The 26,039-nt window shown below is 60.6% G+C and carries 23 protein-coding genes and 1 tRNA gene; 18 read left to right on the top strand and 6 right to left on the bottom strand.

What is annotated here, in order from left to right:
- Nucleotide 1: 1 nt before the first annotated feature.
- The 4 genes from BLR24_RS01845 to BLR24_RS01830 all read right to left on the bottom strand — a co-directional run bounded on the left by BLR24_RS01845 (nucleotide 2) and on the right by BLR24_RS01830 (nucleotide 4,201).
- The gene (locus tag BLR24_RS01845) at nucleotides 2-1,189 is read right to left on the bottom strand and encodes a dihydrodipicolinate synthase family protein (RefSeq protein ID WP_093011760.1); all 1,188 of its coding nucleotides are present in this window, start codon (nucleotides 1,187-1,189) and stop codon (nucleotides 2-4) included.
- A gap of 10 nt (nucleotides 1,190-1,199) precedes the next feature.
- Nucleotides 1,200-2,363, bottom strand: a complete 1,164-nt coding sequence (locus BLR24_RS01840; RefSeq protein WP_093011757.1) for a Gfo/Idh/MocA family protein — start codon at nucleotides 2,361-2,363, stop codon at nucleotides 1,200-1,202.
- A gap of 53 nt (nucleotides 2,364-2,416) precedes the next feature.
- The gene (locus tag BLR24_RS01835; RefSeq protein ID WP_093011754.1) at nucleotides 2,417-3,400 is read right to left on the bottom strand and encodes a tripartite tricarboxylate transporter substrate binding protein; all 984 of its coding nucleotides are present in this window, start codon (nucleotides 3,398-3,400) and stop codon (nucleotides 2,417-2,419) included.
- Between the two features lie 144 nt (nucleotides 3,401-3,544).
- Entirely contained in the window at nucleotides 3,545-4,201 is a 657-nt protein-coding gene (locus BLR24_RS01830; RefSeq protein ID WP_093011751.1) for a TetR/AcrR family transcriptional regulator, read from the bottom strand.
- Between the two features lie 94 nt (nucleotides 4,202-4,295).
- Between BLR24_RS01830 and BLR24_RS01825 the strand changes: the two genes are divergently transcribed.
- Complete coding sequence (locus BLR24_RS01825; protein WP_093011748.1) at nucleotides 4,296-6,014, top strand: thiamine pyrophosphate-binding protein; 1,719 nt, start codon at nucleotides 4,296-4,298, stop codon at nucleotides 6,012-6,014.
- Between the two features lie 108 nt (nucleotides 6,015-6,122).
- Here BLR24_RS01825 and BLR24_RS01820 read toward each other — a convergent pair whose 3' ends face one another.
- Nucleotides 6,123-6,575, bottom strand: coding sequence for an SWIB/MDM2 domain-containing protein (locus tag BLR24_RS01820; RefSeq protein ID WP_055804724.1), 453 nt, complete (start codon nucleotides 6,573-6,575; stop codon nucleotides 6,123-6,125).
- A 155-nt stretch (nucleotides 6,576-6,730) separates the two neighbouring features.
- Nucleotides 6,731-7,657 (bottom strand): DMT family transporter, encoded by a 927-nt coding sequence (locus BLR24_RS01815; RefSeq protein ID WP_093011745.1) that lies wholly within the window; start codon nucleotides 7,655-7,657, stop codon nucleotides 6,731-6,733.
- Between the two features lie 39 nt (nucleotides 7,658-7,696).
- Here BLR24_RS01815 and BLR24_RS01810 point away from each other — a divergent pair, with 39 nt between their 5' ends.
- From BLR24_RS01810 to BLR24_RS01730, 17 genes are all read left to right on the top strand, one after another.
- Nucleotides 7,697-8,125, top strand: coding sequence for a gamma-glutamylcyclotransferase family protein (locus BLR24_RS01810; protein WP_254787127.1), 429 nt, complete (start codon nucleotides 7,697-7,699; stop codon nucleotides 8,123-8,125).
- A gap of 245 nt (nucleotides 8,126-8,370) precedes the next feature.
- The gene (gene aceA / locus BLR24_RS01805; RefSeq protein WP_055804720.1) at nucleotides 8,371-9,690 is read left to right on the top strand and encodes an isocitrate lyase; all 1,320 of its coding nucleotides are present in this window, start codon (nucleotides 8,371-8,373) and stop codon (nucleotides 9,688-9,690) included.
- Between the two features lie 322 nt (nucleotides 9,691-10,012).
- Nucleotides 10,013-11,920: a threonine--tRNA ligase gene (gene thrS / locus BLR24_RS01800; RefSeq protein WP_055804717.1), complete on the top strand. Its 1,908-nt coding sequence runs from the start codon at nucleotides 10,013-10,015 to the stop codon at nucleotides 11,918-11,920.
- A 105-nt stretch (nucleotides 11,921-12,025) separates the two neighbouring features.
- On the top strand, nucleotides 12,026-12,646 hold the full coding sequence (infC, locus tag BLR24_RS01795; RefSeq protein ID WP_093011738.1) for a translation initiation factor IF-3: 621 nt from the start codon (nucleotides 12,026-12,028) through the stop codon (nucleotides 12,644-12,646).
- A 169-nt stretch (nucleotides 12,647-12,815) separates the two neighbouring features.
- Nucleotides 12,816-13,019 (top strand): 50S ribosomal protein L35, encoded by a 204-nt coding sequence (rpmI, locus tag BLR24_RS01790; protein WP_007832497.1) that lies wholly within the window; start codon nucleotides 12,816-12,818, stop codon nucleotides 13,017-13,019.
- Between the two features lie 24 nt (nucleotides 13,020-13,043).
- Nucleotides 13,044-13,403, top strand: coding sequence for a 50S ribosomal protein L20 (gene rplT, locus BLR24_RS01785; protein WP_055804712.1), 360 nt, complete (start codon nucleotides 13,044-13,046; stop codon nucleotides 13,401-13,403).
- Between the two features lie 116 nt (nucleotides 13,404-13,519).
- Nucleotides 13,520-14,596, top strand: a complete 1,077-nt coding sequence (gene pheS, locus BLR24_RS01780; RefSeq protein WP_093011735.1) for a phenylalanine--tRNA ligase subunit alpha — start codon at nucleotides 13,520-13,522, stop codon at nucleotides 14,594-14,596.
- 39 nt (nucleotides 14,597-14,635) lie between these two features.
- Nucleotides 14,636-17,077 carry a phenylalanine--tRNA ligase subunit beta gene (gene pheT, locus BLR24_RS01775; RefSeq protein ID WP_093011732.1) on the top strand — a complete coding sequence of 814 codons (2,442 nt, stop codon included), beginning with the start codon at nucleotides 14,636-14,638 and terminating at the stop codon, nucleotides 17,075-17,077.
- A 5-nt stretch (nucleotides 17,078-17,082) separates the two neighbouring features.
- Nucleotides 17,083-17,454 carry an integration host factor subunit alpha gene (locus tag BLR24_RS01770; protein ID WP_055804702.1) on the top strand — a complete coding sequence of 124 codons (372 nt, stop codon included), beginning with the start codon at nucleotides 17,083-17,085 and terminating at the stop codon, nucleotides 17,452-17,454.
- Nucleotides 17,455-17,519: 65 nt separating this feature from the next.
- Entirely contained in the window at nucleotides 17,520-17,999 is a 480-nt protein-coding gene (locus BLR24_RS01765) for a MerR family transcriptional regulator (RefSeq protein WP_093011729.1), read from the top strand.
- A 26-nt stretch (nucleotides 18,000-18,025) separates the two neighbouring features.
- Nucleotides 18,026-18,102, top strand: a tRNA-Pro gene (locus BLR24_RS01760).
- 770 nt (nucleotides 18,103-18,872) lie between these two features.
- A complete protein-coding gene (locus tag BLR24_RS01755) occupies nucleotides 18,873-19,946 on the top strand; it encodes a polysaccharide biosynthesis/export family protein (RefSeq protein WP_093011726.1) in 1,074 nt (357 codons plus the stop codon).
- A gap of 116 nt (nucleotides 19,947-20,062) precedes the next feature.
- Nucleotides 20,063-21,217 (top strand): non-hydrolyzing UDP-N-acetylglucosamine 2-epimerase, encoded by a 1,155-nt coding sequence (wecB, locus tag BLR24_RS01750; RefSeq protein ID WP_093011723.1) that lies wholly within the window; start codon nucleotides 20,063-20,065, stop codon nucleotides 21,215-21,217.
- Complete coding sequence (gene wecC, locus BLR24_RS01745) at nucleotides 21,214-22,503, top strand: UDP-N-acetyl-D-mannosamine dehydrogenase (RefSeq protein ID WP_093011720.1); 1,290 nt, start codon at nucleotides 21,214-21,216, stop codon at nucleotides 22,501-22,503. Before wecB ends, wecC begins: the two co-directional genes overlap by 4 nt.
- Before the next feature lie 15 nt (nucleotides 22,504-22,518).
- Nucleotides 22,519-23,883, top strand: a complete 1,365-nt coding sequence (locus BLR24_RS01740; RefSeq protein WP_093011717.1) for a lipopolysaccharide biosynthesis protein — start codon at nucleotides 22,519-22,521, stop codon at nucleotides 23,881-23,883.
- Between the two features lie 51 nt (nucleotides 23,884-23,934).
- Entirely contained in the window at nucleotides 23,935-24,984 is a 1,050-nt protein-coding gene (locus BLR24_RS01735; protein ID WP_093011713.1) for a glycosyltransferase, read from the top strand.
- Nucleotides 24,985-24,992: 8 nt separating this feature from the next.
- Nucleotides 24,993-26,036 (top strand): polysaccharide biosynthesis protein, encoded by a 1,044-nt coding sequence (locus BLR24_RS01730; RefSeq protein WP_093011710.1) that lies wholly within the window; start codon nucleotides 24,993-24,995, stop codon nucleotides 26,034-26,036.
- Nucleotides 26,037-26,039 lie beyond the last annotated feature (3 nt).

Below are 26,039 nucleotides of genomic sequence, written 5' to 3'. Positions count from 1 at the left end.
ATCAGCCTTCCACGCCGTGCAAGGCCAGCAGCGTCTTCATGCGCCGCACCGCCAACTCCGGATGCTCCAGCAGATTCGCCGCATCGGCCAAGCGGAACAACTCGGCAAAGTGCTGCAGCGAACGCGTGCTCTGCTGGCCGCCGACCATCGTGAAATGCTTCTGGTGGCCGTTGAGCCAGGCCATGAACACCACGCCGGTCTTGTAGAAGCGCGTCGGCGCCGCAAAGATGTGGCGCGACAGCGGCACCGTCGGGCCGAGGATCGCGTGGAATTTTTCAGTGTTGCCCTGCGCCAGCGCGCCCAGTGCGGCGCTCGCTGCCGGGGCAATGGCGTCGAAGATGCCCAGCAGCGCATCGCTCTGGCCGTGCGTCGGCTCGCTGCCAAAGCCATCGCCGGCGATCAGCTCGGCGTAGTTGAAGTCATCGCCGGTGTACATGCGAACGCCTGCCGGCAGGCGGCGCCGCATCGCAATTTCCTTGTCCTTGTCGAGCAGCGAAATCTTGATGCCGTCCACCTTGTGCGGATGCGTTGCAATGACCGCGAGCGCCGTGTCCATTGCCGCATCGGCGTCCTTGCTGCCCCAGTAGCCCGCGAGGGCCGGGTCGAACATGTCGCCGAGCCAATGCAGCACGACCGGCTGCTTCGACTGACTCAGGATGCGGTCGTACACGCGCTCATAGTCGCCCGGGCTCTTCGCCACGCGGGCGAGGGCGCGGCTGGCCATGACGATCAGCTTGCCGCCGAGCGCCTCGATGGCTGCCATCTGCTCTTCGTAGCCGCGGATCACGTCGTCGACGCTCTTCACGTCGTCGATGTTCAGGTGGTCGGTGCCGCAACCCGAGGCCACCAGCGCGCCGGGCACGTCTTTCGCCGCATCGAGCGAACGGCGGATCAGCTCGAGCGAGGTCGGCCAGTCCAGGCCCATGCCGCGCTGCGCGGTGTCCATGGCTTCGGCCACGCCCAGGCCCAGCGAGAACAGGTGACGGCGGTAAGCGATGGTCGCGTCCCAGTCGACCGCAGCCTGCAGCCACGGGTCCACCGCAGCGAGCGGATCGGCCACCACATGCGCCGCCGAATAGGCGATGCGGTTGAACTTGACGCCTGCTTCGGGCCTGACCGGCGCGGTGCCGCGCAGGGCGTACGGGGTGAGCGAGCCGCTCGCGGTGGGAAGGGTCAGCGAAAGTGCCATGCTGCCTGCCTCAGACCTTCAGCGCGGGCACATCGATCCAGCGGCGTTCCTTCCACGACTCGAGCGCGGCCTCGACCAGCTGCACGCCCTTGGCGCCTTCGGGCAACGTCCACTTGTAGGGCTCGTTCTCGACCACGTGGCGGATGAAGTGCTCCCACTGGATCTTGAAGCCGTTGTCGTACGCCTGCGAATCCGGAATCTCCTGCCACTGGTCGAAGAAATTCATCATCTGCTTCTCGTCGGGGTTCCACACCGGACGCGGCGTGGCCACGCGCGACTGGGCACGGCAGCTCGACAGGCCCGCCACGGCCGAGCCATCGGTGCCGTCGACGTGGAAGGTCACGAGGTCGTCGCGGCGCACGCGCGTGACCCAGCTCATGTTGATCTGTGCGATCACCGGCTCGCCGTTATGGCCGGTGAGCTCGCAGGTGGCGTAGGCCGCGTCGTCGGCGGTGGCTTCATACGGTTTGCCGGCTTCGTCCCAGCGCTTGGGGATGTGGGTGGCGCCGATGCACGAGACCGACTTCACCTCGCCGAACAGGTTGTCCAGCACGTAGCGCCAGTGGCACATCATGTCCAGGATCATGCCGCCGCCGTCTTCTTTGCGATAGTTCCAGCTCGGGCGTTGGATCGGCTGCAGGTCGCCCTCGAACACCCAGTAGCCGAATTCGAGGCGCACGCTGAGCATGCGGCCGAAGAAGCCGGCGCGGCGCAACATGTCGAGCTTGCGCAGGCCGGGCAAAAAGAGCTTGTCTTGCACGGCGCCGTGCTTCAGGCCCGAGCCTTCCGCCAGGCGGGCAATTTCGACGGCCTCGTTCAGATTGGTGGCGATCGGCTTCTCGCAGTACACGTGCTTGCCGGCGCGGATGGCCTTGGCCAGCAGCGTGGGGCGCATCTGCGTGGTGCCGGCGTCGAAGAAGATCGTGTCGTCCTTGTTCTCCAGCGCCTTGTCGAGGTCGGTGCCCCAGCGCGCGATGTTGTGCGTCTTGGCGAGCGCTTCCATCTTCTCGGCGTTGCGGCCGATGAGGATCGGGTCGGGCATGACCCTGTCGCCGTTCGACAGCGTGACGCCGCCTTGCGCGCGGATCGCGCAGATCGAGCGGATCAGATGCTGGTTCATGCCCATGCGGCCGGTGACGCCGTGCATGATGATTCCGAGTCGTTGTGTTGCCATGTCTTCAGCCGAAAAGGAGTTGGAGAAAGTCAAAGAGAAAGGAAGGGGGCGGATTACTGCGTCGGCGTCAGGCCGGCGGCCTTGACCAACGTCGCGTTGGTCTTGATTTCGTCCTTGATGTAGGAGTCGAACTGCTCGGGCTTGAGCGTCCAGGCGTCGGCGCCGAGCTTCAGGAAGCGCTCTTTGACCTCGGGCGAAGCCAGGGCCTTGGCCACTTCGTCGTGCAGTCGGTTGACGATGTCGCGCGGCGTCTTGGCCGGCGCCATCATGCCGATCCAGAAGTTGAACTCGGAGCCCGGCACGCCGGCCTCGGTGGTGGTGGGCACGTCGGGCAGGGCGGCCGCGCGCTTGGGCGAACCCACTGCCAGTGCGATCAACTGGCCGTCCTTGATTTGCCCGATGACCGGCGCGATGGGCGAAAAGTAGTAATCCACCCGGCCCGACAGCACTTCCGTCACGGCCTCGGCCGAGCCCTTGAATGGAATGTTGGTGGCGTCGATCTTCGCGGCCAGCTTGAACTTCTCGGCGTTGAGGTGGGTGGCGCTGCCCTGGCCGGCTGATGCGAAGTTGATGGTGCCGGGCTTGGCCTTGGCGGCCGCAACCAGCTCCTGTAGCGTCTTGATGTTCTTCGAGGGCGAGATCACCAGCGCATTGGGCAGCGACGAAATGGGCGTGACACCGGCGAAGTCGTTCACCGTGTCGAACGGCAGCTTTGCGAAGGTGGAGGGGCTCACCGTGTGCGACGACGAGTGAATCATGACCGTGTAGCCGTCCGGCGCGGCCGTGGCCACGGCCTGCTGGCCGATGGTGCCGCTGGCGCCGCCGCGGTTGTCCACCACCAGCGTCTGGCCCATGCTCTGGCCCATCTTGTCAGCGATGGCGCGGGCAATGATGTCCGTGGTGCTGCCGGCCGCGAACGGCACGATGACGCGAATGGGCTTGTTGGGATACCCGCTCTGCGCCGACGCCAGGCCCGGCATCAAGGCGGCGAGGCAGGTGAGCGTGGCGAGTGCCGTGGTGCGTACAAGTTGCTTCATAGGTTGTCTCCGTGCGGTCGGGCCGCCTTGTCTTGCCGATTAATTCACCAGTGAGTGAATTGCAGATTTTAGAAAGGCTGCCGCCGCAGCGCAACCGCTGCTAGGTTGGTAAATACCCGGAGATGCAGGAAGGCGCCCGAAGGCTCAGTGCAGCACGTAGCCGAGCACGAGGTCGGTCATGTGCGAGAGGCGCTGCGCCATCGCCTTGGGCGCGCGCAGGTCACGGCCGAAGACGGCCGAGAGCGTGTGGTTGTTCGAGAGGTAGAAGTAGCAGAGCGAGGCGATCGAGATGTACAGCTGCACGGGGTCGACGCCGGCGCGGAACAGCTTGTCGCGCTTGCCGCGCTCGAGCACCGTGTCGAGCAGCTGCACCAGCGGCGAGTTCATTTCCTGGATGCGTTCGGAGCGCTTGAGGTGCTCGGCGCAATGCAGGTTCTCGCTGTTCAGCAGCGTGATGAACTCGGGGTGCTCGAGGTAGTAGTGCCAGGTGAACGAGACCAGCTGGCGAATGGCCTCGACCGGGTCTATCTCGTCCAGGTGCAACTGTTGCTCGGCCTCGCGGATGTCGGCGTAGGTGCGTTCGAGCACCGCCAGGAACAGGTCGTCCTTGCTGCCGAAGTAGTAGTAGATGAGGCGCTTGTTCAGGCCCGCGCGCGCAGCGATGCTGTCCATGCGCGCACCGGCCAGGCCCCGTTCGGCAAACTCGTCGCGCGCCGACGCAAGAATCGCGAGTTGCGAGCGGTCGGCATCGCGCGAGCGCGGCTCGACCATTTCGGGTGAGAGATCCTTGGGGGCTTTCATGGCGCGAATTTAACCAGTTGGTGAATTAACGCAAGGCGTTGAGAGCGGACGCACATAATTGCCGGAGACATTTGCAGCTGAGGTTCGACTTCTCATGAGTACATCACAACCCGCCGGCCACCTGATCGTGGAATGCCTGATCGAGCAGGGCATGGAGATCGCGTTCGGTGTTCCGGGTGAAAGCTTTCTGGCGGTGCTTGACGGCTTTCATGCCTACCGCGAGCGCGCCCGCTTCATCGTCAACCGGCAGGAGGGCGGCGCGGCCTTCATGGCGGACGCGCACGGCAAGCTCACCGGCAGGCCCGGCGTGTGCTTCGTCACCCGCGGGCCGGGCGCCACCAACGCATCGATCGGCGTGCACAACGCCTTCCAGGATTCGACGCCCATGGTGCTGTTCGTCGGCGACGTGGGCAGCGACTTCCGGGACCGCGAAGCTTTCCAGGAGGTGGACTACGGCAGTTTCTTCGGGCCGAGCACCAAGGGCTTTGCCAAGCGCGTGGAGCGCATCGACGACGCGAACCGCATCCCCGAATACGTGGCGCGCGCTTTTGCCACGGCAATGAACGGGCGGCCGGGGCCCGTGGTGCTGGTGCTGCCCGAAGACATGCTGCGTGCGCAGACCGCAGCGCGGCCCCTGCCGCGCGTCGAAGCCGTGCAGCCCTGGAGCGACCCCGGCGCGCTGCGTACCCTGCGCGAGCTGCTGCTGAAATCGCAGCGGCCGCTGGTGATTGCGGGCGGCGGCGGTTGGACGGCACAGGCCGCGCAGGCGTTGCAACGCTTTGCCGAGAACTGGCGGCTGCCGGTGGCCAATGCCTTCCGCTTCCAGGACACCTTCGACAACCACCATCCGCAGTACGCGGGCGACGTCGGCATTGCCATCAACCCCAAGCTGGCGCAGCGCGTGAAAGACAGCGACCTGATCATCGCCATCGGCCCGCGGCTGGGCGAGATGACCACCGGCGGCTACACGCTGCTGGAGGCGCCGAAGGCCCGGCAGAAGCTGGTGCACATCCACGCCAGTGCCGAGGAACTCAACCGCGTCTACCAGGCCGACCTTGCAATCAACGCCGGCATGAGCGCCGCCGCGCGCAGCCTCGAGGTGCTGAGCGCGCCCACCACCCTGCCGTGGGAAGAGTGGGCCGTGCAGGCCCATGCCGACTACGAGGCCAACCTGGAGCCACAGGCGCTGGCCGGCATGCCGGCCGAAACTCCGCGAGGCCTCGTCGACATGGCGGTTGTGGTCGCGCTGCTGCAAAAGCACCTGCCGCCGGATGCGGCCATCACCAACGGCGCGGGAAATTTTGCGAGCTGGGTGCATCGCTACTTCCGCTATCACGGGCTCGCGAAGGGCCACAAGACGCAGCTCGCGCCCACCAGCGGTGCCATGGGCTATGGGGTGCCTGCGGGCATCGCAGCCAACCTGGCCACCGGCCGCGTGGCCTTCACCATTGCGGGCGACGGCGATTTTCTGATGACGGGGCAGGAGCTAGCCACGGCTTCGCAACACGGCGGCAAGAGCATCATCGTGCTGCTGAACAACGGCATGTTCGGCACCATCCGCATGCACCAGGAGCGTGAATATCCGGATCGCACGAGCGGCACCGCGCTGCAAAACCCCGACTTCTGCGGCCTTGCGCGGGCCTACGGCTACGTTGCCGAGCGTGTGACGGAAACCTCCCAGTTCGAAGCCGCGTTGCTGCGCGCACTGGCGGCCGACACGGGCACGCTGATCGAGATTCCGCTCGACCCCGAGGTGATCACCACCCGCGGCACGCTCGCGTCGATCACGCGTGCGGCCCAGGCGCGGGCCTGAGAAGAGCGGCGAGGCGAGCCGGCGTGTGCGTCGGCCGCGGACAAAAAAAAGCCGGCGTATGCCGGCTTTTTGATTCGGGAGCGCGATGAACGCGCAGTGCCCGAGCGCTTACTTGACGTGCTTGCCGATCAGCGCGGCCAGTTCGAACATCGACACTTGCGGCTTGCCGAAGATTTCCTTCAGCTTGGCGTCGGCGTTGATGTTGCGCTTGTTGGCCTTGTCTTGAAGGTTGTTCTTCTTGATGTAGTCCCACAGTTTGCTCACGACTGCGGTGCGCGGCAGAGGCGTCGAACCGACCACAGCGGCGAGTGCCGGGCTGGGGGTCAGGGCCTTCATGAACGCGGCGTTGGGCGTGCGCTTCTTGGCGGGAGCGGCCTTCTTTGCAGGAGCAGCCTTCTTCGCCGGAGCAGCAGCCTTCTTCGCAGGAGCGGCAGCCTTCTTTGCGGGAGCAGCAGCTTTCTTGGCCGGTGCGGCCTTCTTCGCAGGAGCCGCAGCCTTCTTAGCGGGAGCGGCTTTCTTTGCCGGAGCTTTCTTGGCCGGAGCCTTCTTTGCAGTTGCCATGGTTGATTTCCTTTTTTGGTTGAACGTTCACCAATGAAAAACTTGCGTCTCCAGTGGCATTGCGGATGCTAAAGGAGAAAAAACGCGTTTCCAAGGGAAAAAGAGCTTTTTTCATTGGGAGTTGTTGTTTTTTCAGAGGGGAGAACCCGAGGTTTTCAGCTTCGACGTTCGGGCCACGTCGCCAGCACCACGCCAATGAGCGCAAGCGCGAACGCAATGAGCTGTGCCGAAGAGAGGCTCTCACCGAGCACCAGCACGCCCACGAGGGCCGCGCTCACGGGCAGCATCACCGCGAAAACACCCGCTTGCGCAGCGGGCACGTGGCGCAAGCCCGTCATCCAGAGCCACACGGTCCAGATGCTTGCGGCAAGCGCGTAGACCATGAGCAAGGCCCAGGTGCCGATGCGCACGGCCGAGAAGTCGAACTGCAGTGCGAACCAGATGCCGAAGGGCATCGACAGCACAAAGCCCCACAGGTTGATGAGCGACGAGATCCGCTTGGGGCCGAGGCGGCCGGTGAGTGACTTGCCGATCACCGCATAGGCCGTTTCGCAAAGCACAGCGCAGAACACGAGCAGGTTGCCGAGCCAGGGCATGGACGAGCGCGAAGGGCTCTCTGCATTGGGTGGAGCATGCGCCGGCGTGAGCGCCAGCAGGCCGATGCCGATCGCCGCGCAGCCGATTGCCAGGCCGATGCGCACCGTGATGCGCTCGCGCAGAAAGAGCCAGCTCGCAACCGCCACGGCCGCCGGCATGGACGCCATGATCACGCCGGCAGACACCGCGCTCGTGAGGCTCACGCCGAACAGCATGCAGACGGAGAAAAGGAAGTTGCCGAGAAACGATTCGAGAAAGACCAGGCCTCGGGTGCGACCGCTCATGGGCGGTTCGCCCGGCGGGCGCTGCAGCCAGTGCGGCATGGCGAGCGCGGCGATGCCGAAGCGAAGCCATGCGAGCAGCAGCACCGGGAAGACGGCGACCAATGGCTTGGAGAGGGCGACATAAGCGCCGACGAGCGACATGCTCAAGGCCAGGCAGCCATAGGCGACGAGACGGCTGGAGGCGGGGACAGCGGTGTTCAATAGACTCGATGGCTTGTTGCTGGAACGATGGATTCAATGATGCCGCAATCGACGAAATCCGACGGCCTGCCAGGCGCACGCACCTCGCGTCACGTGTTCGTCTACGGCACGCTGCGCCGCGGCGGGCGCAACGACATCGCGCGCTTCCGTCCCGAACCCTTTTTCGTGGCCAACGCCGCCATTGCGGGCACGCTGTACGACCTGGGCGCCTATCCCGGCGTGGTGCTGGGCGGCAAGCGGCTCGTGGTGGGCGAGATCTACCGCATCGAGCCCGAGGTTGAAGCCGCGCTCGACGTGCTCGAAGAAGTTGCCGCCGACGACGCCGGCGAGTACATCAGGCGCCACGTGACGCTGGAAGCGGGCGCGCAGCAGTTCGAATGCCTGGTCTACGAGATCCATCCGTCGCGCGTCGCAGGTCGTGCGGTGATCAGGAGCGGCGACTGGATCGCGCACGCGGCGGCCAGGTAAGCCAGTTTCGCGGCCTCGTTTTCACGCCTGAAAGACACGTTGCACATCGTGAAATGAGTGACTGCTGCGCCGCAATATTTTTTCTCAATATGAGAAAAATAATTTTGCATTGAGAAATTCATCTGTAAGTGGTTGATTTTGCTTTGATAAAAATATGTCTTCTATAAGACATAAGAGTCCGAGTTCGGTTTACAGTGACTCCACGGCCGCAGCGCCCATCTTTCAATCAACCTCACGGAGTGACCATGCCCCAGACCCTCACAGAACAACTGAGCCGCGAACAGCAAATTGCCGCCCTCGAGAAAGAATGGGCCACCAATCCCCGCTGGAAGGGCATCAAGCGCGGCTACAGCGCCGCTGACGTCGTGCGCCTTCGCGGCTCGTTCCCCATCGAGCACACGCTGGCACGCCGCGGCGCCGAGAAGCTCTGGGAGCTGGTGAACAACGAGCCCTACGTCAATTGCCTTGGCGCGCTCACGGGCGGCCAGGCCATGCAGCAGGTGAAGGCCGGCGTGAAGGCCATCTACCTGTCGGGCTGGCAGGTTGCCGCGGACGCCAACACCTACTCGGCCATGTACCCGGACCAATCGCTGTACCCGGTGGACTCGGTGCCGACCGTGGTCGAGCGCATCAACAACACCTTCCGCCGCGCGGACGAGATCCAGTGGTCCAAGAACGTGAACCCTGGCGACAAGGGCTATGTCGACTACTTTGCGCCCATCGTTGCAGACGCTGAAGCTGGCTTTGGCGGCGTGCTGAACGGCTTCGAGCTGATGAAGGCCATGATCAAGGCCGGCGCCGGCGGCGTGCACTTTGAAGACCAGCTTGCCTCGGTCAAGAAGTGCGGCCACATGGGCGGCAAGGTGCTCGTGCCGACGACCGAAGCGGTGCAGAAGCTCGTCGCCGCCCGCATGGCGGCCGACGTTTGCGGTACGCCAACGCTCGTGATCGCCCGCACCGACGCCGAAGCGGCTGACCTCATCACCAGCGACTACGACGAGAACGACAAGCCGTTCCTGACCGGCGAGCGCACCGCCGAAGGCTTCTACAAGACGAAGAAGGGCATGGACCAGGCCATCAGCCGCGCCGTCGCCTATGCGTACTACGCCGACCTGGTGTGGTGCGAAACCGGCACGCCCGACCTCGAGTTCGCCCGCAAGTTCGCCGAAGCCGTGCACAAGGTGCACCCCGGCAAGATGCTGGCCTACAACTGCTCGCCGTCGTTCAACTGGAAGAAGAACCTCGACGACGCCACCATTGCCAAGTTCCAGAAGGAACTGGGCGCAATGGGCTACAAGTACCAGTTCATCACGCTGGCCGGCATCCACTCGATGTGGTTCAACATGTTTGACCTGGCCCAGGACTACGTGCAACGCGGCATGTCGGCCTACGTCGAAAAGGTGCAGGAGCCCGAGTTCGCGGCACGCGACCGCGGCTACACCTTCGTCTCGCACCAGCAGGAAGTGGGCACCGGATACTTCGACGAGGTGACCACGGTCATCCAGGGCGGCAAGTCCAGCGTCACGGCGCTGACCGGCTCGACCGAGGAAGAGCAGTTCCACTGACCCGCTGATCGCCTGAACAGACGATTCGCTGTCACCATCCAGCCCGGCCTAGTGCCGGGCTTTTTTTGTGGGAAGCCGCAAAACCCGCCCGCTGATGGCCTTGGCAGGCACCGGATAGAATTGCGGCTCTCTGCACCCAACAAGAGCGAGAAAGGCACCTTGGTTATGACACCGCGAACTACTCCGCAAGGATTCAGCGGCTTTTTCTTCGTCTCCGAAGGAAAGGGCCGGTAGCCCGCGCTCGCTGGTTTCTGCCAGCTCCCAAACCAAGCAAAGCGCGGCCAGTCACCGCGCTTTTTGTTTTTCTGCCCCGAGGTTTTTCATGATCCAGATCACGCTTCCCGACAACTCGCGCCGCGAGTTCCCAGGCCCGGTTTCGGTGGCCCAAGTTGCCCAGTCCATCGGACCCGGGCTCGCCAAGATGACGGTGGCCGGCAAGGTCGACGGCAAGCTCGTCGATGCCAGCGACGTCATCGACCGCGACGCCAAGCTCCAGATCATCACGCCCAAGGACGACGAGGGCCTGGAGATCATCCGCCACTCGACGGCCCACCTGGTTGGCCACGCCGTGAAGCAGCTCTACCCGACGGCCAAGATGGTCATCGGCCCGGTGATCGAAGAGGGCTTTTACTACGACATTTCGTACGAGCGCCCCTTCACGCCCGAAGACATGGCCGCCATCGAGGCTCGCATGAAGGAGCTGATCGCGCAGGACTACGACGTGGTCAAGAAGATGACGCCGCGTGCCGAGGTCATCGAGGTCTTCAAGTCGCGCGGCGAAGACTACAAGCTGCGCCTCGTCGAAGACATGCCCGACGAGCAGGCCATGGGCCTCTACTACCACCAGGAATACGTGGACATGTGCCGCGGCCCGCACGTGCCCAACACGCGCTTCCTGAAGGTTTTCAAGCTCACGAAGCTGGCCGGCGCCTACTGGCGCGGCGACGCCAAGAACGAGCAGCTGCAGCGCGTCTACGGCACGGCCTGGGCCGACAAGAAGCAGCTCGACCAGTACATCCAGCGCATCGAAGAGGCCGAGAAGCGCGACCACCGCAAGCTGGGCAAGGAACTCGACCTGTTCCACATCGACGAAGTGGCGCCGGGCGTGGTGTTCTGGCACCCCAAGGGCTGGGCCGTGTGGCAGGCGGTGGAGCAGTACATGCGCGGCATCTACCGCGACACGGGCTACTGGGAAGTGAAGGGCCCGCAGATTCTGGACAAGAGCCTGTGGGAGAAAACGGGCCACTGGCAGAACTACCGCGACAACATGTTCACGACGGAGTCGGAAAAGCGCGAATACGCGCTCAAGCCGATGAACTGCCCCGGCCACGTCCTCATCTTCAAGAGCGACCTGCGCAGCTATCGCGACCTGCCGCTGCGCTATGGTGAGTTCGGCCAGTGCCACCGCAACGAACCCAGCGGCGCGCTGCACGGCATCATGCGCGTGCGCGGTTTCACGCAGGACGACGGCCACATCTTCTGCACCGAAGACCAGATCCTCGATGAATGCATCGCCTACACGGAGCAGCTGCAGAAGGTCTACGCCGACTTCGGCTTCACGGACATCCTCTACAAGGTGGCCACGCGGCCCGACAACCGTGTCGGCTCCGACGAGCTGTGGGACAAGGCCGAGCATGCCGTCATGGAAGCCCTGCGCCGTTCGGGCGTCGACTTCATCATCTCGCCCGGCGACGGCGCCTTCTACGGCCCCAAGATCGAATACACGCTGAAGGACGCGCTGGGCCGCCAGTGGCAGTGCGGCACGATGCAGGTCGACTTCAACACGGCCGAGCGACTGGGCGGCGAATACGTCACCGAATCGAGCGGCCGCGCGCACCCCGTCATGCTGCACCGCGCCATCGTGGGCAGCCTCGAGCGCTTCATCGGCATGCTGATCGAACACCACGCCGGCGCACTGCCCGCATGGCTCGCTCCGGTGCAGGTCGCGGTGCTCAATATCAGCGAAGGGCAGGCCGATTACGCCGCTTCAGTGGCGAAAACGCTGCAGAATCAAGGGCTTAGGGTTCAGCTCGACCTGCACAACGAGAAGATTACGTATAAAATACGGAAGCATTCGTTGCAAAAGCTTCCCTACATCCTCGTCGTAGGCGACAAAGAGAAGGAAGCTGGTGCCGTCGCAGTGCGCGCCCGGGGCAACCAAGACCTCGGTGCAATGTCCCTCGAATCGTTCAAGCAGCGGCTCGACCAGGATGTTGCTGACAAGCGTTGATTAGTCCCTGAAGCACCCCAACTTGTGTTTCTCGACCAAATCATGCCGCTTGTCCGCGAGGACTGACCCGGCTTCCGCTACAGATTTTGTAGCAACTTTTGAAGGATTCTGACCATCGCTACTGCATTTCGCGACCGCCGCCACCGCGAGGAACGCCAACACCGCCTGAACCGGGAAATCATGGCCCCGGAAGTCCGCCTTGTAGGCCCGGAAAACGAGCCATTGGGTGTTATGAGTCTCTCCGAGGCCTTGCGCCTTGCCGGTGAGGCTGACGTGGATCTGGTAGAGGTCGTCGCCGCGGCCAATCCGCCAGTGTGCCGCCTGATCGAGTACGGCAAGTTCAAGTACCACGAGCAGAAGAAGGCAGCCGAGGCGAAGTCGAAGCAGAAGGTCATCGAGGTCAAGGAAATCAAGTTCCGGCCCGGTACCGACGATGGCGACTACAACATCAAGATGCGCAACATCAAGCGCTTTCTTGAAGAGGGTGACAAATGCAAGATCACGCTGCGCTTCCGCGGCCGCGAGATCACGCACCAGGAGCTCGGTCTGGCCTTGCTGCAGCGCATTCGCGATGAGCTGGCCGACCTGATCGTCGTCGAGCAGTTCCCCAAGCTCGAAGGCCGGCAGATGATCATGATGATCGCTCCGGGCCGCAAGAAGCCGGGTGGCGGTGGTGCCGCCAAGCCCGCCGCGTCGACGGAAACGTCGGCACCCGCGGCAGCCTGAAAAGGCTGGTCGGGCGAGAGAGAGTCAGTTAGCAGGGTTTGAAGAATTTCGCCGTTGCCGGCACTTCGCAAGAAGGGCAGGCAAGGGCGAGATAAAGAAGTGTCTCGGGGCCAACAAGTCCGTGGAGTATCCGCGGCGCCTCACGAGCACAAACTAAAGGAGCATTCATATGCCCAAAATGAAGACCAAGAGCAGCGCGAAAAAACGTTTCCGCGTTCGTCCCGGTGGCACCGTTAAGCGCGGTCAAGCCTTCAAGCGTCACATCTTGACGAAGAAGACCACCAAGAACAAGCGTCACCTCCGTGGTGCAGTCGCAGTGCATGAAACCAACATGGTTTCTGTCGCCGCCATGCTGCCCGGCCGTGGCATTTAACTCAGACGAACAAGGAGTACACACATGCCTCGCGTCAAACGTGGTGTAACGGCTCGCGCCCGCCACAAGAAAGTTCTCGCACTCGCCAAGGGTTTCCGTGGTCGCCGCGGTAATGTCTTCCGCATCGCCAAACAGGCGGTAATGAAGGCTGGGCAATATGCCTACCGTGACCGCCGCAACAAGAAGCGCGTTTTCCGTCAACTGTGGATCGCGCGTATCAACGCCGCCTCGCGTGAACTGGGCCTGACCTACAGCCAGTTCGCAAACGGCATCCGCAAAGCCGGAATCGAGATCGACCGCAAGATGCTTGCGGACATCGCAGTGCACGACAAGGCCGCTTTTGCCGGCATCGTGGAGCAGGTCAAGGCCAAGCTGGCTGCTTGATCCTGTAAAAGCAAGGGCGGCTGTCTTCGTGGCAGCCTCCTGCGCCCACGACACAAGGGCTGGCGCTTGAAAAGGCTCCAGCTCTTTTTTTATTTCCCCGCCTATTTTCTGTTGCTATGAACGAGTTGGACTCCCTGGTCGCCACCGCACGCGCCGCCTTCGCCGAAGCGAAAACGCCCGCTGAGCTCGAAAACGCCAAGGCGCAGTTCCTCGGCAAGTCGGGCCGCATCACCGAGCTGATGAAGGGCATGGCTGCGCTCAGCGTCGACGAGAAGAAGTCGCGCGGCGCTGCAATCAACGTGGCCAAGCAGGCCATCGAGTCCTCGCTGACCGAACGCCGCCAGCAGCTGGCCGACGAAGAGCTTTCGCTGCAGCTGCGCGCTGAAGCGCTCGACGTGAGCCTGCCCGGCAGCCGCCGCATTCCGGGTGGCCTGCACCCGGTGAGCCGCACCCTGGAGCGCATCGAAGAGATCTTCTCCAGCATGGGTTTCGACGTGGCCGACGGCCCCGAGATCGAGAGCGACTGGCACAGCTTCACTTCGCTCAACAACCCGCCCAACCATCCTGCGCGTTCGATGCAGGACACCTTCTATGTCGACCTGAACGGCGACGACGGCATTCCGTACAACCTGCGTCCGCACACCAGCCCCATGCAGGTTCGCTACGCGCATCAGCACATCAAGAAATACGCGGCCGAGTTCGAGGCCGCCGCAGCCGACACCACCGGTGCCGTCAAGGCGCCCGAGATCCGCGTGATTGCGCCCGGCCGCACCTACCGCGTCGACAGCGACGCCACGCACTCGCCCATGTTCCACCAGTGCGAAGGCCTGTGGCTCGGCGAAAACGTGAGCTTCAAGGACCTGAAGGTCATCTTCACCGACTTCTGCCGCACCTTCTTCGAAAGCGACGACCTCGTGCTGCGCTTTCGCCCAAGCTTCTTTCCCTTCACCGAGCCCAGCGCCGAGATCGACATCCAGTTTGCGAGCGGCCCGCTGGCCGGCCGCTGGCTCGAAGTCGCGGGTTCGGGCCAGGTGCACCCGAACGTGGTGCGCAACATGGGCCTCGACCCCGAGCGCTACATCGGCTTTGCCTTTGGCATGGGGCCCGACCGGCTCACGATGCTGCGCTACGGCGTGAACGACTTGCGGCTGTTTTTCGACGGCGACTTGCGCTTTCTCTCGCAGTTCCAGTAAGCACCCATCCATAGAAAAACCGAATACGAGATCGAAGAGATGCAATTCCCGGAATCCTGGCTGCGCGAGTTCTGCAATCCGCCCCTTGGCAGCGCCGAGCTGGCCGAAACGCTCACCATGGGCGGCTTCGAGGTCGAAGAGCGCCGCCCCGTGGCGCCGCCTTTCAGCCGCATCGTCGTCGGCGAGATCAAGGAAGCCGTGCAGCACCCCAACGCCGATCGCTTGCGTGTGTGCCAAGTCGACGTGGGGCAGGGCGCCTTGCTCAACATCGTGTGCGGCGCACCCAATGCGCGCGTTGGCATCAAGGTGCCCTGCGCGCTCGTCGGCGCCGAACTGCCGCCTGGTGAAGACGGCAAGCCCTTTCTCATCAAGCTGGGCAAGCTGCGCGGTGTTGAGAGCCAGGGCATGCTGTGCTCGGCCCGCGAGCTGCAGCTGAGCGAAGACCACGGCGGCCTGCTCGAGCTCGACGCCGACGCGCCCATTGGCACCGACGTGCGCGACGTGCTCAAGCTCGACGACGCGCTGCTCACGCTCAAGCTCACGCCCAACCTCGCGCACGGCCTGAGCGTGTACGGCATTGCCCGCGAACTCGCGGCACTCACCGGCGCGCCGCTCAAGACGCCCGCCATTGCGCCGGTTGCCACATCGTTTGCCGACGTGCTGCCGGTGAAGGTGGACGCGCCCGAACTCTGCGGCCGCTTTTCGGGCCGCATTGTGCGCGGCGTGAACACCAAGGTGGCCACGCCGGCCTGGATGGTCGAGCGGCTCGCGCGTTGCGGCCAGCGCAGCGTGACGCCGCTGGTCGACATCTCGAACTACGTCATGTTCGAGTACGGCCAGCCCAGCCACATTTTCGACCTCGACAAGATCCACGGCGGCCTCACCGTGCGCTGGGGCAAGGCGGGCGAGCAGCTCAAGCTGCTGAACGGCAACACCATCAGCGTCGACGACAAGGTCGGCGTCATTGCCGACGACGAGGCCGTCGAATCGCTCGCCGGCATCATGGGCGGCGATGCCACCTCGGTGTCCGACGACACGCGCAACATCTACGTCGAGGCCGCGTTCTGGTGGCCCGAAGCCGTTCAGGGCCGCTCGCGCCGCTTCAACTTCACGACCGATGCCGGGCATCGCTACGAGCGCGGCGTCGATCCGAGCCGCACGGTGGAAATCATCGAGCGCATCACGCAACTCATCATCGAGATCTGCGGCGGCCAGGCCGGCGCCATGGACGACAAGATCTTGAACGTGCCCGAGGCCATGCCCGTCACGCTGCGCGTGGCGCGTGCTGCGCGCGTCATCGGCATGCCTTTGACGCAGGCGCAATGCGCCGACGCGCTGCGCCGCCTCGGTTTTGCCCTGCTCGAAGGCGAGGGCACCTTGACCGTCACGCCGCCGCCGCACCGCTTCGACCTGCTCATCGAAGAAGACCTCATCGAAGAAGTGGCGCGCCTCATCGGCTTCAACAACCTGCCGACCACCGCGCCGCTGGCGCCCATCACCGCCCGCGTGCGGCCCGAGGCCCAGCGCAGCCGCTTCGCGGTGCGCCGCAGCCTTGCGGCGCTCGGCTACCAGGAAACCATCAACTTCAGTTTTGTGGAAGCGCACTGGGAGCAAGACCTGGCCGGCAATGCCAACCCCGTCAAGCTGCTGAACCCCATCGCCAGCCAGATGAGCGTGATGCGTTCGTCGCTGATCGGCTCGCTGCTGCAGGTGCTCAAGTTCAACCTCGACCGCAAGGCCCCGCGCGTGCGCGTGTTCGAAGTGGGCCGCGTGTTCTTGCGCGACGACAGTGTGGCCACCACCGACAGCACCGTGCGCGGCGTTCACCAGCCCATGCGCGTGGCCGGCCTTGCCTTGGGCGATGCCGAAGAAGCGCGCTGGGACGGCAAGCCGCACCGCGTCGACTTTTACGACGCCAAGGGCGACGTCGAAGCGCTGCTCGCACCCCTGGTGCCGAGCTTCGAAGCGGCCGAGCATCCGGCCCTGCACCCCGGCCGCTCAGCCCGCGTGTTGATCGACGGCAAGGCCATCGGCTTTGTCGGCGAGCTGCATCCGCGCTGGCGCCAGAAGTGGGACTTTGCCCTGGCCCCCGTGGTTTTTGAACTCGACCTCGACGCCGTGACCGCGCGGCCCGTGCCCGTGGCCCAGCCGGTGCCCAAGCACCAGGCCGTGGAGCGCGACATTGCCGTGGTCGTGGCCGAGTCCGTCACGCACAATGCGTTGATGCAGGCCATTCAATCGGCGCCCGCGGCGCAAGGGCTGCTGCGCGACGCCACGCTGTTCGACATCTATCGTCCGCAACCTGCGCGTGACGGCACGGCGCCCGCATCGGGCGGTCTGGCGCAAGGGGAGAAGAGCATGGCGGTTCGCCTGAGCTTCCAGGACGACAACGCCACGCTCACCGACGAGCAGGTGGAACCCGCCGTGCGCGCGATCGTCGAACAACTGAGCGCCACACTCGGCGCCCGCCTGAGAGGTTGATGAGAATGAACGCTGCGGAATTCACGCTCGAAGCCCTCGAAACGCCCGCACTCACCAAGGCGCACCTGGCCGACCTGCTTTTCGAGCAGATCGGCCTCAACAAGCGCGAATCCAAGGACATGGTCGAGGCTTTCTTCGACCTCATCGCCAACAGCCTGATCGAAGGCACCGACGTCAAAATCTCGGGCTTTGGCAACTTCCAGATCCGCGTGAAGGCACCGCGGCCGGGCCGCAATCCGCGCACCGGCGAAGCCATTCCCATCGGCGAGCGGCGCGTGGCCACCTTTCATGCCAGCGCCAAGCTCAAGGAACAGATCCACGGCAGCATCGAGCCCAGCGGCACTTCCGAGGTCGAGTGGAGCCTGGGCGCCGAATAAGTGCTTGGTGCTGCGCGGCTGCGTAGAGTAATCTCTAAGGTTTCCTGCGCACGGTCTTGATTTCAATGGAGAAAACGCTCCCGCCCATTCCCGTCAAACGCTACTTCACCATCGGTGAGGTCGGCGAGCTGTGCGGCGTCAAGCCGCACGTGCTGCGCTACTGGGAGCAGGAGTTCACGCAACTGCGCCCTATGAAGCGGCGCGGCAACCGGCGCTACTACCAGCACCACGAGGTGCTCATGATTCGCCGCATCCGCGACCTGCTCTACGACCAGGGCTTTACCATCAGCGGCGCGCGCAACAAGCTGCAAGAACTCGTGCAAGGCGAGCGAGAGCGCCGCAAGGCCGGCATCGTTCCGCTCGAGGGCATGGAAGCCGTCGAAATCGACCAGGAAGAGTTCGATGCCGCCATGCACCAGGACGACGAAGACACCCACAACCCCGAGCCCCAGCAAGCCACGGCGCGCACGGTCGATCCGTCGCAGCTGATGCACCTGCGGCGCGAGCTTTTTGAAATTCGTGAGCTGCTGACCGTCGGACGGTGATTTCAGCCGGCTATAATTGAGAGCTTCGGTGTGTGGCGCAGCCTGGTAGCGCACTTGCATGGGGTGCAAGGGGTCGAAGGTTCGAATCCTTTCACACCGACCAATATCGTCAGATAGATCAACGGGTCAGAGTCACAAGCTCTGGCCCGTTTTTTTTTTTGCTGTTGGACGACAGCGCCCCGTTGCCGCGCGCGCCATGAAGAGCAGGCAATGCTCTAAAAACGCCAATAAATACGCGAGCCGCGCAGATTTCAATTGCGATTACAAAAGTATTCGTGGCGACTAAAACAGGCGCCCTCCGTTTGCTTTTGATGTATTAAATCTCTAATGCCTGAGCTGCGACTAATTCGAAGATTAGTGCTTGCACCCCAAAATTAGTTGTCCGAAAGACGACAGGTTTTGCGGTGAGATTTCGCCGACCGACCCCCTCCTGAAGCGCGCAACGGAACGCGTGCGCGGTACCTAACGAGCGGGGCGGTGGTCAGGCTCAGGCAGCGCCCACCGGCTTTCTCCCTCGTCGCCACGAGGGATGGCACGCCTCCCAGACGCCCCTCAACCTCCCGTGTTCGCATCCAACGGTGTCGTTTGCCGTCGATGAGACGCCGACCACACTTTCACAAAACTATGGGTTGCGAAATGTAAGTAGTGTTATCTATTTTATGACATTGATTGCGCGCTCTTTTTGCCATGGGAAACGTTTTGGCAACAATAGATAAGATGACCTAAATAAGAGGAGGCATAGAGAAACAGCTAATCCTCAGCAAGATGTTCGCCCGAAGGCGTAATAAAAAGCGGAGGTTTGTTTTGAGACATACATCGGTCGCCGCTCTATTGGTGAGTACCCTGCTTCAAGCCTGCACCATCGTGCCTGGCATGGGTACCGTAGAGCCCTACCAAAGCGCCGAGGATCTGCCGCCCAAGTTCCAGTACCTGCCCGACGCAGCGCCCGAAGACCGGATTACCCCCATTACCCCGGCCCTTGTGCGCACGCTGGCCAAAATGACGCCCAAGAGCGTGCCGCCAGACGTGGGAGCGCTGTTCGGTAAGGCGCAGCGCTACACCATCGGCCCCGGAGACGTGGTGGGCGTCATCGTGTATGACCACCCCGAACTGCTGCCCAGTGCCGGCGCCGTCATCTCGCAGCAGGCCGACCCCACGGGCGTGAGTGTGGCGCCGGGCTTCATCGTCGATTCGTCGGGCGAAATCGCCTTTCCGTATGTGGGCCGCGTCAGGGTTGCGGGGCTCACTGAGGCGGAGGCCGGCGACCTCATCTCAAAGTTGATCGTCACGCAGGTGCGCGAACCCGAAGTGACGGTGCGCATCCAATCATTTCGCAGCCGCCGCGCCTATATAGAAGGCGAGGTGCGCGTGCCGGGCTCGCAGATCTTCACCGACGTGCCCATGACGCTGACCGAGGCCATCAACCGGGCCGGTGGCATCACCGCAAGCGGCAACCGCGCGGCTGTGACCCTTGTTCGCGATGGCAAGTCAATCGACATCGACCTGACGCGCTTGCGCGAAGCCGGCCGTGACGGCAACGACATTCCCTTGATGAACGGCGACACCGTCCGCGTGGGCCATCGCGAAGACGCCAAGGTGTATGTGATGGGCGAAATCCTCCGCCCATCGGCACTGACGGTGCGCAGCAACGGCCGCCTCAACCTGAACGAAGCGTTGGGTGAAGCGGGCGGGCCGATCCTCACCACCTCCAACCCCGGCCAGATCTACGTGATTCGCCAGGGTGCCACGGGCTTGCCCGCGATCTTCCATCTGGACGCCAAGAACCCCGCCGCAATGGTGCTGGCCAGGCAGTTCAGCCTGGAGGCGCAAGACGTGGTCTACATCGACCCGGTGCCGCTCGTGAAGTGGAACCGCGTGATCAGCCTGATATTGCCCGCCGCCCAGGTGGTGAATCTGGGTAGCGAAACGGCGGATCGGTTCCGCTGATAGCGGGCCATCGGCTGAGGTGGAGACGCTGCAAGAACCAGTCGGATCTCTGTTTGTTAGTTCAACCCCGTAGAGATGCCGTGCTTCGAGGCCGGTGCTTTCATACGCATGCTCCTATGAAAATCCTCCTAGTGTTCGGTACCCGACCAGAAGCCATAAAGATGGCGCCGCTGGTAAAGCATTTGCAGACGCTGCCGGCCTTTGAAACCCGGGTGTGCGTGACAGCCCAGCATCGCGAGATGTTGGACCAAGTGCTCAGTCTTTTCGAGATCACCCCGGATTTCGATCTCAACCTGATGAAGCCAGGCCAAGATCTGACCGACATTACAGCCGGCGTGCTGCGCGGGTTGAAGGAAACTTTGACGCAATGGCGGCCCGACGCAATGCTGGTCCATGGCGACACGTCCACTACGTTCGCCGCAACACTGGCGGCTTTCTATCAGCGCATTCCGGTGGGCCACGTCGAAGCCGGCTTGCGTACTGGCAATCTCTATTCACCGTGGCCCGAAGAAGCTAACCGCAAGCTCACGAGTGTGCTTGGGCATTGGCACTTTGCACCTACCGATGCCTCACGCGACAACTTGTTGGCGGAGGGGGTGGCACCTGACACTGTCCACGTGACCGGCAATACCGTGATTGATTCCCTGCTGCAGGTGCGGGACCGGATTAGGGACGACATGGCGTTGCAGCAGCGCTTTGCCGAGCAGTTCCGCTTCATTGACCCGGCCAAGCGCCTGGTGCTCGTGACCGGCCACCGACGAGAAAACTTTGGTGGCGGCTTCGAGCGAATCTGCGAAGCCCTAGGCCGCATCGCCCGCACCCATGCCGATGTGCAAGTAGTTTACCCCGTGCATCTGAATCCGCAGGTGCAGGAGCCTGTACGGCGCCTGCTGGGCAACGTCGGCAATGTGCATTTGATCGAGCCGCTGGATTACCTGCCCTTCGTCTACCTGATGGATCGGAGCACCCTGATCCTGACCGATTCGGGCGGCATTCAGGAAGAGGCTCCTTCGCTGGGCAAGCCCGTACTTGTGATGCGCGACACCACCGAGCGGCCTGAGGCGGTTGCCGCCGGCACTGTGAAGCTCGTGGGCACGGATATCGAACGAATCGTTGCCCAAGCGCATGTGCTGCTGACGGACGCCGCCGCTTACCAAATCATGGCCCACGCCCACAACCCCTACGGCGACGGCCGAGCTTGCCAGCGCATTGCCCAAACCTTGTCGCTCGCCGAAAAGACCCGTTCAGTTTCTCAATCAGCAATCGCATGACCTTCAAGACCGTTTCCGTCATCGGCCTCGGCTACATCGGCCTGCCAACTGCTGCCGTTCTTGCATCGCGCAAGGTCAAAGTCATCGGTGTGGACGTCAACCAGAAGGCAGTAGACATCATCAATAGCGGGCAAATCCACATTGTCGAACCCGACCTCGACATCGTGGTGCATGCAGCTGTGACGGAAGGCTATTTGCGCGCCACAACTCGACCCGAACCAGCGGAGGCATTCCTGATTGCAGTGCCGACTCCTTTTAAGACCGGCCCCACGGGTGATCATGAGCCGGATCTGAGCTATATCGAAACAGCAAGTAGGTCGATCGCTCCGGTACTCAAGAAAGGCGATCTGGTCATTCTTGAGTCCACTTCGCCCGTAGGCGCCACAGAGCAAATGGCAGCTTGGCTGTCCGACGCAAGGCCAGATCTGACTTTTCCCCAGACGCATGGAGGCGAGTCCGATATTCGAGTGGCTTATTGTCCCGAGCGCGTATTGCCTGGCCAAGTACTGCGCGAGCTTGTGCAAAACGATCGGGTTATTGGTGGGATCACAACGAAATGCTCGGAAGCGGCGATTGCACTTTACAAAATCTTCGTTCTAGGCGCTTGTATTACAACCAATGCTCGAACAGCTGAGATGTGCAAGCTGACAGAAAACAGCTACCGTGACGTAAACATCGCATTTGCGAATGAACTGTCTTTAATTTGTGACAAGCAAGACATCAGTGTCTGGGAGCTTATTCGGCTTGCCAACCTTCATCCTCGAGTAAATATCTTACAGCCCGGTCCCGGAGTCGGCGGGCACTGCATCGCTGTAGATCCGTGGTTCATCGTCAGCGCTTGCCCCAAAGAGGCTCGACTTATAAAAATCGCGCGTGAAGTAAATGATTACAAGCCGGAATGGGTAGTCGAGAAAGTGCAGGCCGCCATTTCCAAATTGTTGCAGGCCAACCATTTGATGCGATTGAAAGACGTGTCAGTTGCTTGCTTCGGCCTGACCTTTAAGGCAAACATAGACGATCTTAGAGAAAGCCCCGCTCTAGCCATAGCCGAAAAAATAAGCAAACTAGGAATTGGGGAGTTGTTGGTTGTCGAACCTCACATCTCCAGCTTACCCGCAGTGATAGAAAATGCGGAACTGGTCACCGCTGAATACGCGCGAAAAAGAGCCAATATACTGATACTTTTGGTCGACCACAAAGACTTTGTTGGAAACGTAAATCTAAAAGCTCAGCAATTGTTGGTGGATACGCGTGGAATTTGGGACAAATCGGCCGTTGCGGCCTGATGAAAATTCGCCCACATGAAGCCGAATAGTTCGATGAGTCGTAACTTGCTCCGTTCGGCCGCCATTCTATTTGGTGGGAGTGGTTTATCTAGCCTAATAGTGCTCTTGTCGACCTTGTGGTTGACGCGATTGTACGCGCCAAGCGAGTTCAACGATTTGGCCATATTCGCATCTTTCGTAGGAGTGATTGCTTCTGCCGCTTGCCTTCGATTCGACATTGCTTTGACCATTCCCGAGCAAGAACGACGAGCGAATGCCCTATTGGTTCTTGCGCTGCTGTCTTCCTTTGGAATCTCGATCACGCTGGCCGTTTTGATCTCCATCATGCCTAAATCTTGGGAGTGGATATTCGGGACAACTGGCAAATGGAGAATGGCTTGGTTGCTTCCTCTCGGTATTTGGATGACCAGTAGTTATAGTGCCATTCAATATTGGTTGGTAAGGAAAAAAAAGTTCGCTCTATTGTCGAAATACAAGATCTTCCAAACATTAGCCGGCGTGAGTGTTCAGATTTTAATTGGCGAATTGGGAGGCGGCGCTGTCGGGTTGATGCTTGGCCAAATCATGATAAGCGGAATTTCTTCCCTTGCCTTGGTTTTTTGGTTCGCAGGCGCAGTGTCCTCATATTCTGTTGGAGCATGGCCGAAGATCTTATATGTCACCTTTAGGCAATATAAATTTTTTCCTAAGTACTCCGTCCCAGAGTCGCTGCTAAATATGGCAGGAATACAGGTGCCGGTAATACTTATTGGCACGCTGTTGCTCAACTCTGAAGCTGCATACTTGTTTTTGGCCACGCGAATAATGCAGGCGCCGATGGCACTGATGGGGATGTCTATTTCTCAGTTGTATTTATCGGAGGCGCCGAAAGCAATGCGTGAGAACCGGCTGCCTGATCTAACAATTTCTGTCATTAAAGGATTGTTGAGAGTTGGAGTAGGGCCTTTGCTTCTCGCAGGGCTTCTTGCTCCCGCGCTTACCCCTCTTATTTTTGGAAGCAACTGGGCGCGATCTGGGACCGCAATGTTGTACTTGACGCCTTGGTTCGTCATGCAGTTTCTCTCTTCGCCAATTTCAATGGCACTCCAAGTAACTAAAAATCAAAAGGCAGCGCTTGTCTTGCAGGGCTTTGGATTTTTCTTGAGAGTCGGCTTCGTTATTGTAGGAGTGTGTTTTGTCCCGCAATCGGCGATCGAGCTCTACGCCGCATCAGGCTTTATATTTTATTTTGTTTATTTTCTCCTGCTCATGAAAATTTGCGGGATTGGTATTGCTAGATTAATTGCAGAAGTGAAAAAAGAGGTCATTCTTCTTTTTGTAGCCTTGCTCCTAGGAAGTTTGACTTTCCTAGCCGCATCGTCTGGCTTGAGGCGGAGTTAGGGCAGTGTTGACAGCTTATTGTTTGGTGCTAACTTGTAATCGAGAAACCTAATGAAGGAAATTTTGTTCATTAGTTCTGCGTTGCAGCAACCTAGACATCAAAAGAGAATCGATTTATTTCGCAAAAACTTCCGTTTGACGGTTTTCTATTTTTTGAGAAATAAGTACACGGTTAACATTAAAAATTATGCGACTGAGTCGATTGAAATTGGGGCGGCAAAGGATGGAAGTTATGGAAGTCGAGTATTTCTACTTCTTAAGCTCTGGCTGCTACTTTGGAAAAATCCGTCGGAGCTTGTCTATTGTACTGGTCCGGATCAAGCTCTAATTGCCATATTGGCGAGGAAGAAAGTTTATCTTGAATTGGGCGATCTCTATCAATTGGATGGTCGAGGTAAGTGGTTTGCGCCTCTGGATGGATTTTTTTGTCGTAAATTGGCTGGCCTGATATTAACTTCACCATATTACCTGAGTGCCTACTATGCAAAAAAATACCCGAAAATAGTGTCAAAAACAATTGTCATAGAAAACAAGCTTCCATTTTGGATGAAGGCTGAGGTTGATGGTTTTCGGAGGCTCTTGCCGAATAAAAAGCGAGGTGAGCGCATTCGCATTGGTGTAATTGGAAATTTCGTTTTTCGAAAACCACTCGAAGCACTTGCTGAGTTATTAAAGCGTCGTTCTGATATTGAATTGCACGCATATGGAGATGGATTAATTTCGGTATTCGAGGGGTTGTCAAATTTTACCTATCACGGGACATTCAGAAGTCCTGAGGATTTGCCTGAGATCTACTCTTCAATCGATGTAAATTACATTTTATACGATGCTAGCAATAACAATGTGAAACTTGCTCTTCCAAATAAACTTTATGAATCCATTGCATTTGGATGTCCAATAATTTGTTCCGAAGACGTTTCCCTGGGCTCGCTTGTCCAGGAAAATGGATTTGGGATCGCTTCGCCCATTAGTGACATTGAAGGATCGCTCGATAAATTGATTGTTCATTATGAAAATTATCTCAGCCGCCTATTGAGTGAGCCTGAAGCGAGCTACCTTGATATGCAGCAAGATAAAATCCTCTCATTGATGAGTAATTGAAGTCTGCTATGTTTGACAATAGAACGCTATTGATTTCCGGCGGTACTGGCTCATTCGGTAATGCCGTGCTCAAACGCTTTATTTCGACCGATATTGGAGAGATCCGCATCTTCAGTCGGGATGAAAAAAAGCAGGATGACATGCGTAAGCGCTATAACCATCCTAGGCTTAAGTTCTACATCGGTGATGTACGAGATGCGCGAAGCGTGGCCACTGCCATGCGCAATGTCGACTATGTCTTTCATGCCGCGGCGCTAAAGCAGGTTCCGTCTTGCGAATTCCACCCGATGCAGGCGGTACGCACGAATGTGCTTGGCACCGAAAACGTTTTGGAGGCGGCAATCGCCGCAGGTGTTAAACGCGTCGTGTGCCTAAGCACTGACAAGGCCGTTTACCCGATCAATGCCATGGGCATCAGCAAAGCGATGATGGAAAAGGTGATGGTCGCCGCCAGTCGAAATCTGGAGAGCACAAACACCGTCATTTGCGGTACCCGCTACGGCAACGTCATGGCCTCCCGCGGCTCGGTAATTCCGCTGTTCGTGGAACAGGTTCTGGCAGGTAGGCCCATCACCGTGACGGACCCAACCATGACGCGCTTCATGATGACTCTGGAGGACGCGGTCGAACTGGTGCTGCATGCCTTCAAGCACGGCAGCAACGGCGACATCTTTGTGCAGAAGGCGCCGGCAGCCACTGTGCAGGTACTGACACGAGCCATTCTGGAGGTGATGCGCAAGCCGAATCATGAGGTGCGTGAGATCGGCACACGCCATGGCGAGAAGCTCTATGAAGCGCTGTTGAGCCGAGAGGAAATGGCCTGCGCCGAAGACCAGGGCGACTACTACCGCGTGCCGCCTGACGGCCGTGACCTGAACTACGCCAAGTACGTGGAGGAGGGCGAGCAGCGCATTACCCGCAGCACGCACGGTGAAGACTACAACTCGCACAACACCACCCGGCTCGATGTGGATGGCATGAAGACACTGCTGCTCAAGCTCGACTTCATGCGACGCATTGCCCGCGGTGAACCCGCCATGGCGCAGGAATAAGAC

The sequence above is a fragment of the Variovorax sp. OV700 genome, from assembly GCF_900099805.1.
In the GTDB taxonomy this organism is placed as follows: domain Bacteria; phylum Pseudomonadota; class Gammaproteobacteria; order Burkholderiales; family Burkholderiaceae_C; genus Variovorax.
The sequence above is the reverse complement of the archived record's forward strand: the minus strand, read 5'-3'. Positions and strand labels throughout refer to the sequence as shown.

Bases quoted from the DNA above. Each gene is read 5' to 3' on its own strand.
- BLR24_RS01845 (WP_093011760.1), bottom strand. From the start codon at position 1,189: ATGGCACTTTCGCTGACCCTTCCCACCGCGAGCGGCTCGCTCACCCCG.
- BLR24_RS01840 (WP_093011757.1), bottom strand. From the start codon at position 2,363: ATGGCAACACAACGACTCGGAATCATCATGCACGGCGTCACCGGCCGC.
- BLR24_RS01835 (WP_093011754.1), bottom strand. From the start codon at position 3,400: ATGAAGCAACTTGTACGCACCACGGCACTCGCCACGCTCACCTGCCTC.
- BLR24_RS01830 (WP_093011751.1), bottom strand. From the start codon at position 4,201: ATGAAAGCCCCCAAGGATCTCTCACCCGAAATGGTCGAGCCGCGCTCG.
- BLR24_RS01825 (WP_093011748.1), top strand. From the start codon at position 4,296: ATGAGTACATCACAACCCGCCGGCCACCTGATCGTGGAATGCCTGATC.
- BLR24_RS01820 (WP_055804724.1), bottom strand. From the start codon at position 6,575: ATGGCAACTGCAAAGAAGGCTCCGGCCAAGAAAGCTCCGGCAAAGAAA.
- BLR24_RS01810 (WP_254787127.1), top strand. From the start codon at position 7,697: ATGCCGCAATCGACGAAATCCGACGGCCTGCCAGGCGCACGCACCTCG.
- aceA (WP_055804720.1), top strand. From the start codon at position 8,371: ATGCCCCAGACCCTCACAGAACAACTGAGCCGCGAACAGCAAATTGCC.
- thrS (WP_055804717.1), top strand. From the start codon at position 10,013: ATGATCCAGATCACGCTTCCCGACAACTCGCGCCGCGAGTTCCCAGGC.
- rpmI (WP_007832497.1), top strand. From the start codon at position 12,816: ATGCCCAAAATGAAGACCAAGAGCAGCGCGAAAAAACGTTTCCGCGTT.
- rplT (WP_055804712.1), top strand. From the start codon at position 13,044: ATGCCTCGCGTCAAACGTGGTGTAACGGCTCGCGCCCGCCACAAGAAA.
- pheS (WP_093011735.1), top strand. From the start codon at position 13,520: ATGAACGAGTTGGACTCCCTGGTCGCCACCGCACGCGCCGCCTTCGCC.
- pheT (WP_093011732.1), top strand. From the start codon at position 14,636: ATGCAATTCCCGGAATCCTGGCTGCGCGAGTTCTGCAATCCGCCCCTT.
- BLR24_RS01770 (WP_055804702.1), top strand. From the start codon at position 17,083: ATGAACGCTGCGGAATTCACGCTCGAAGCCCTCGAAACGCCCGCACTC.
- BLR24_RS01765 (WP_093011729.1), top strand. From the start codon at position 17,520: ATGGAGAAAACGCTCCCGCCCATTCCCGTCAAACGCTACTTCACCATC.
- BLR24_RS01755 (WP_093011726.1), top strand. From the start codon at position 18,873: ATGGGTACCGTAGAGCCCTACCAAAGCGCCGAGGATCTGCCGCCCAAG.
- wecB (WP_093011723.1), top strand. From the start codon at position 20,063: ATGAAAATCCTCCTAGTGTTCGGTACCCGACCAGAAGCCATAAAGATG.
- wecC (WP_093011720.1), top strand. From the start codon at position 21,214: ATGACCTTCAAGACCGTTTCCGTCATCGGCCTCGGCTACATCGGCCTG.
- BLR24_RS01740 (WP_093011717.1), top strand. From the start codon at position 22,519: ATGAAGCCGAATAGTTCGATGAGTCGTAACTTGCTCCGTTCGGCCGCC.
- BLR24_RS01735 (WP_093011713.1), top strand. From the start codon at position 23,935: ATGAAGGAAATTTTGTTCATTAGTTCTGCGTTGCAGCAACCTAGACAT.
- BLR24_RS01730 (WP_093011710.1), top strand. From the start codon at position 24,993: ATGTTTGACAATAGAACGCTATTGATTTCCGGCGGTACTGGCTCATTC.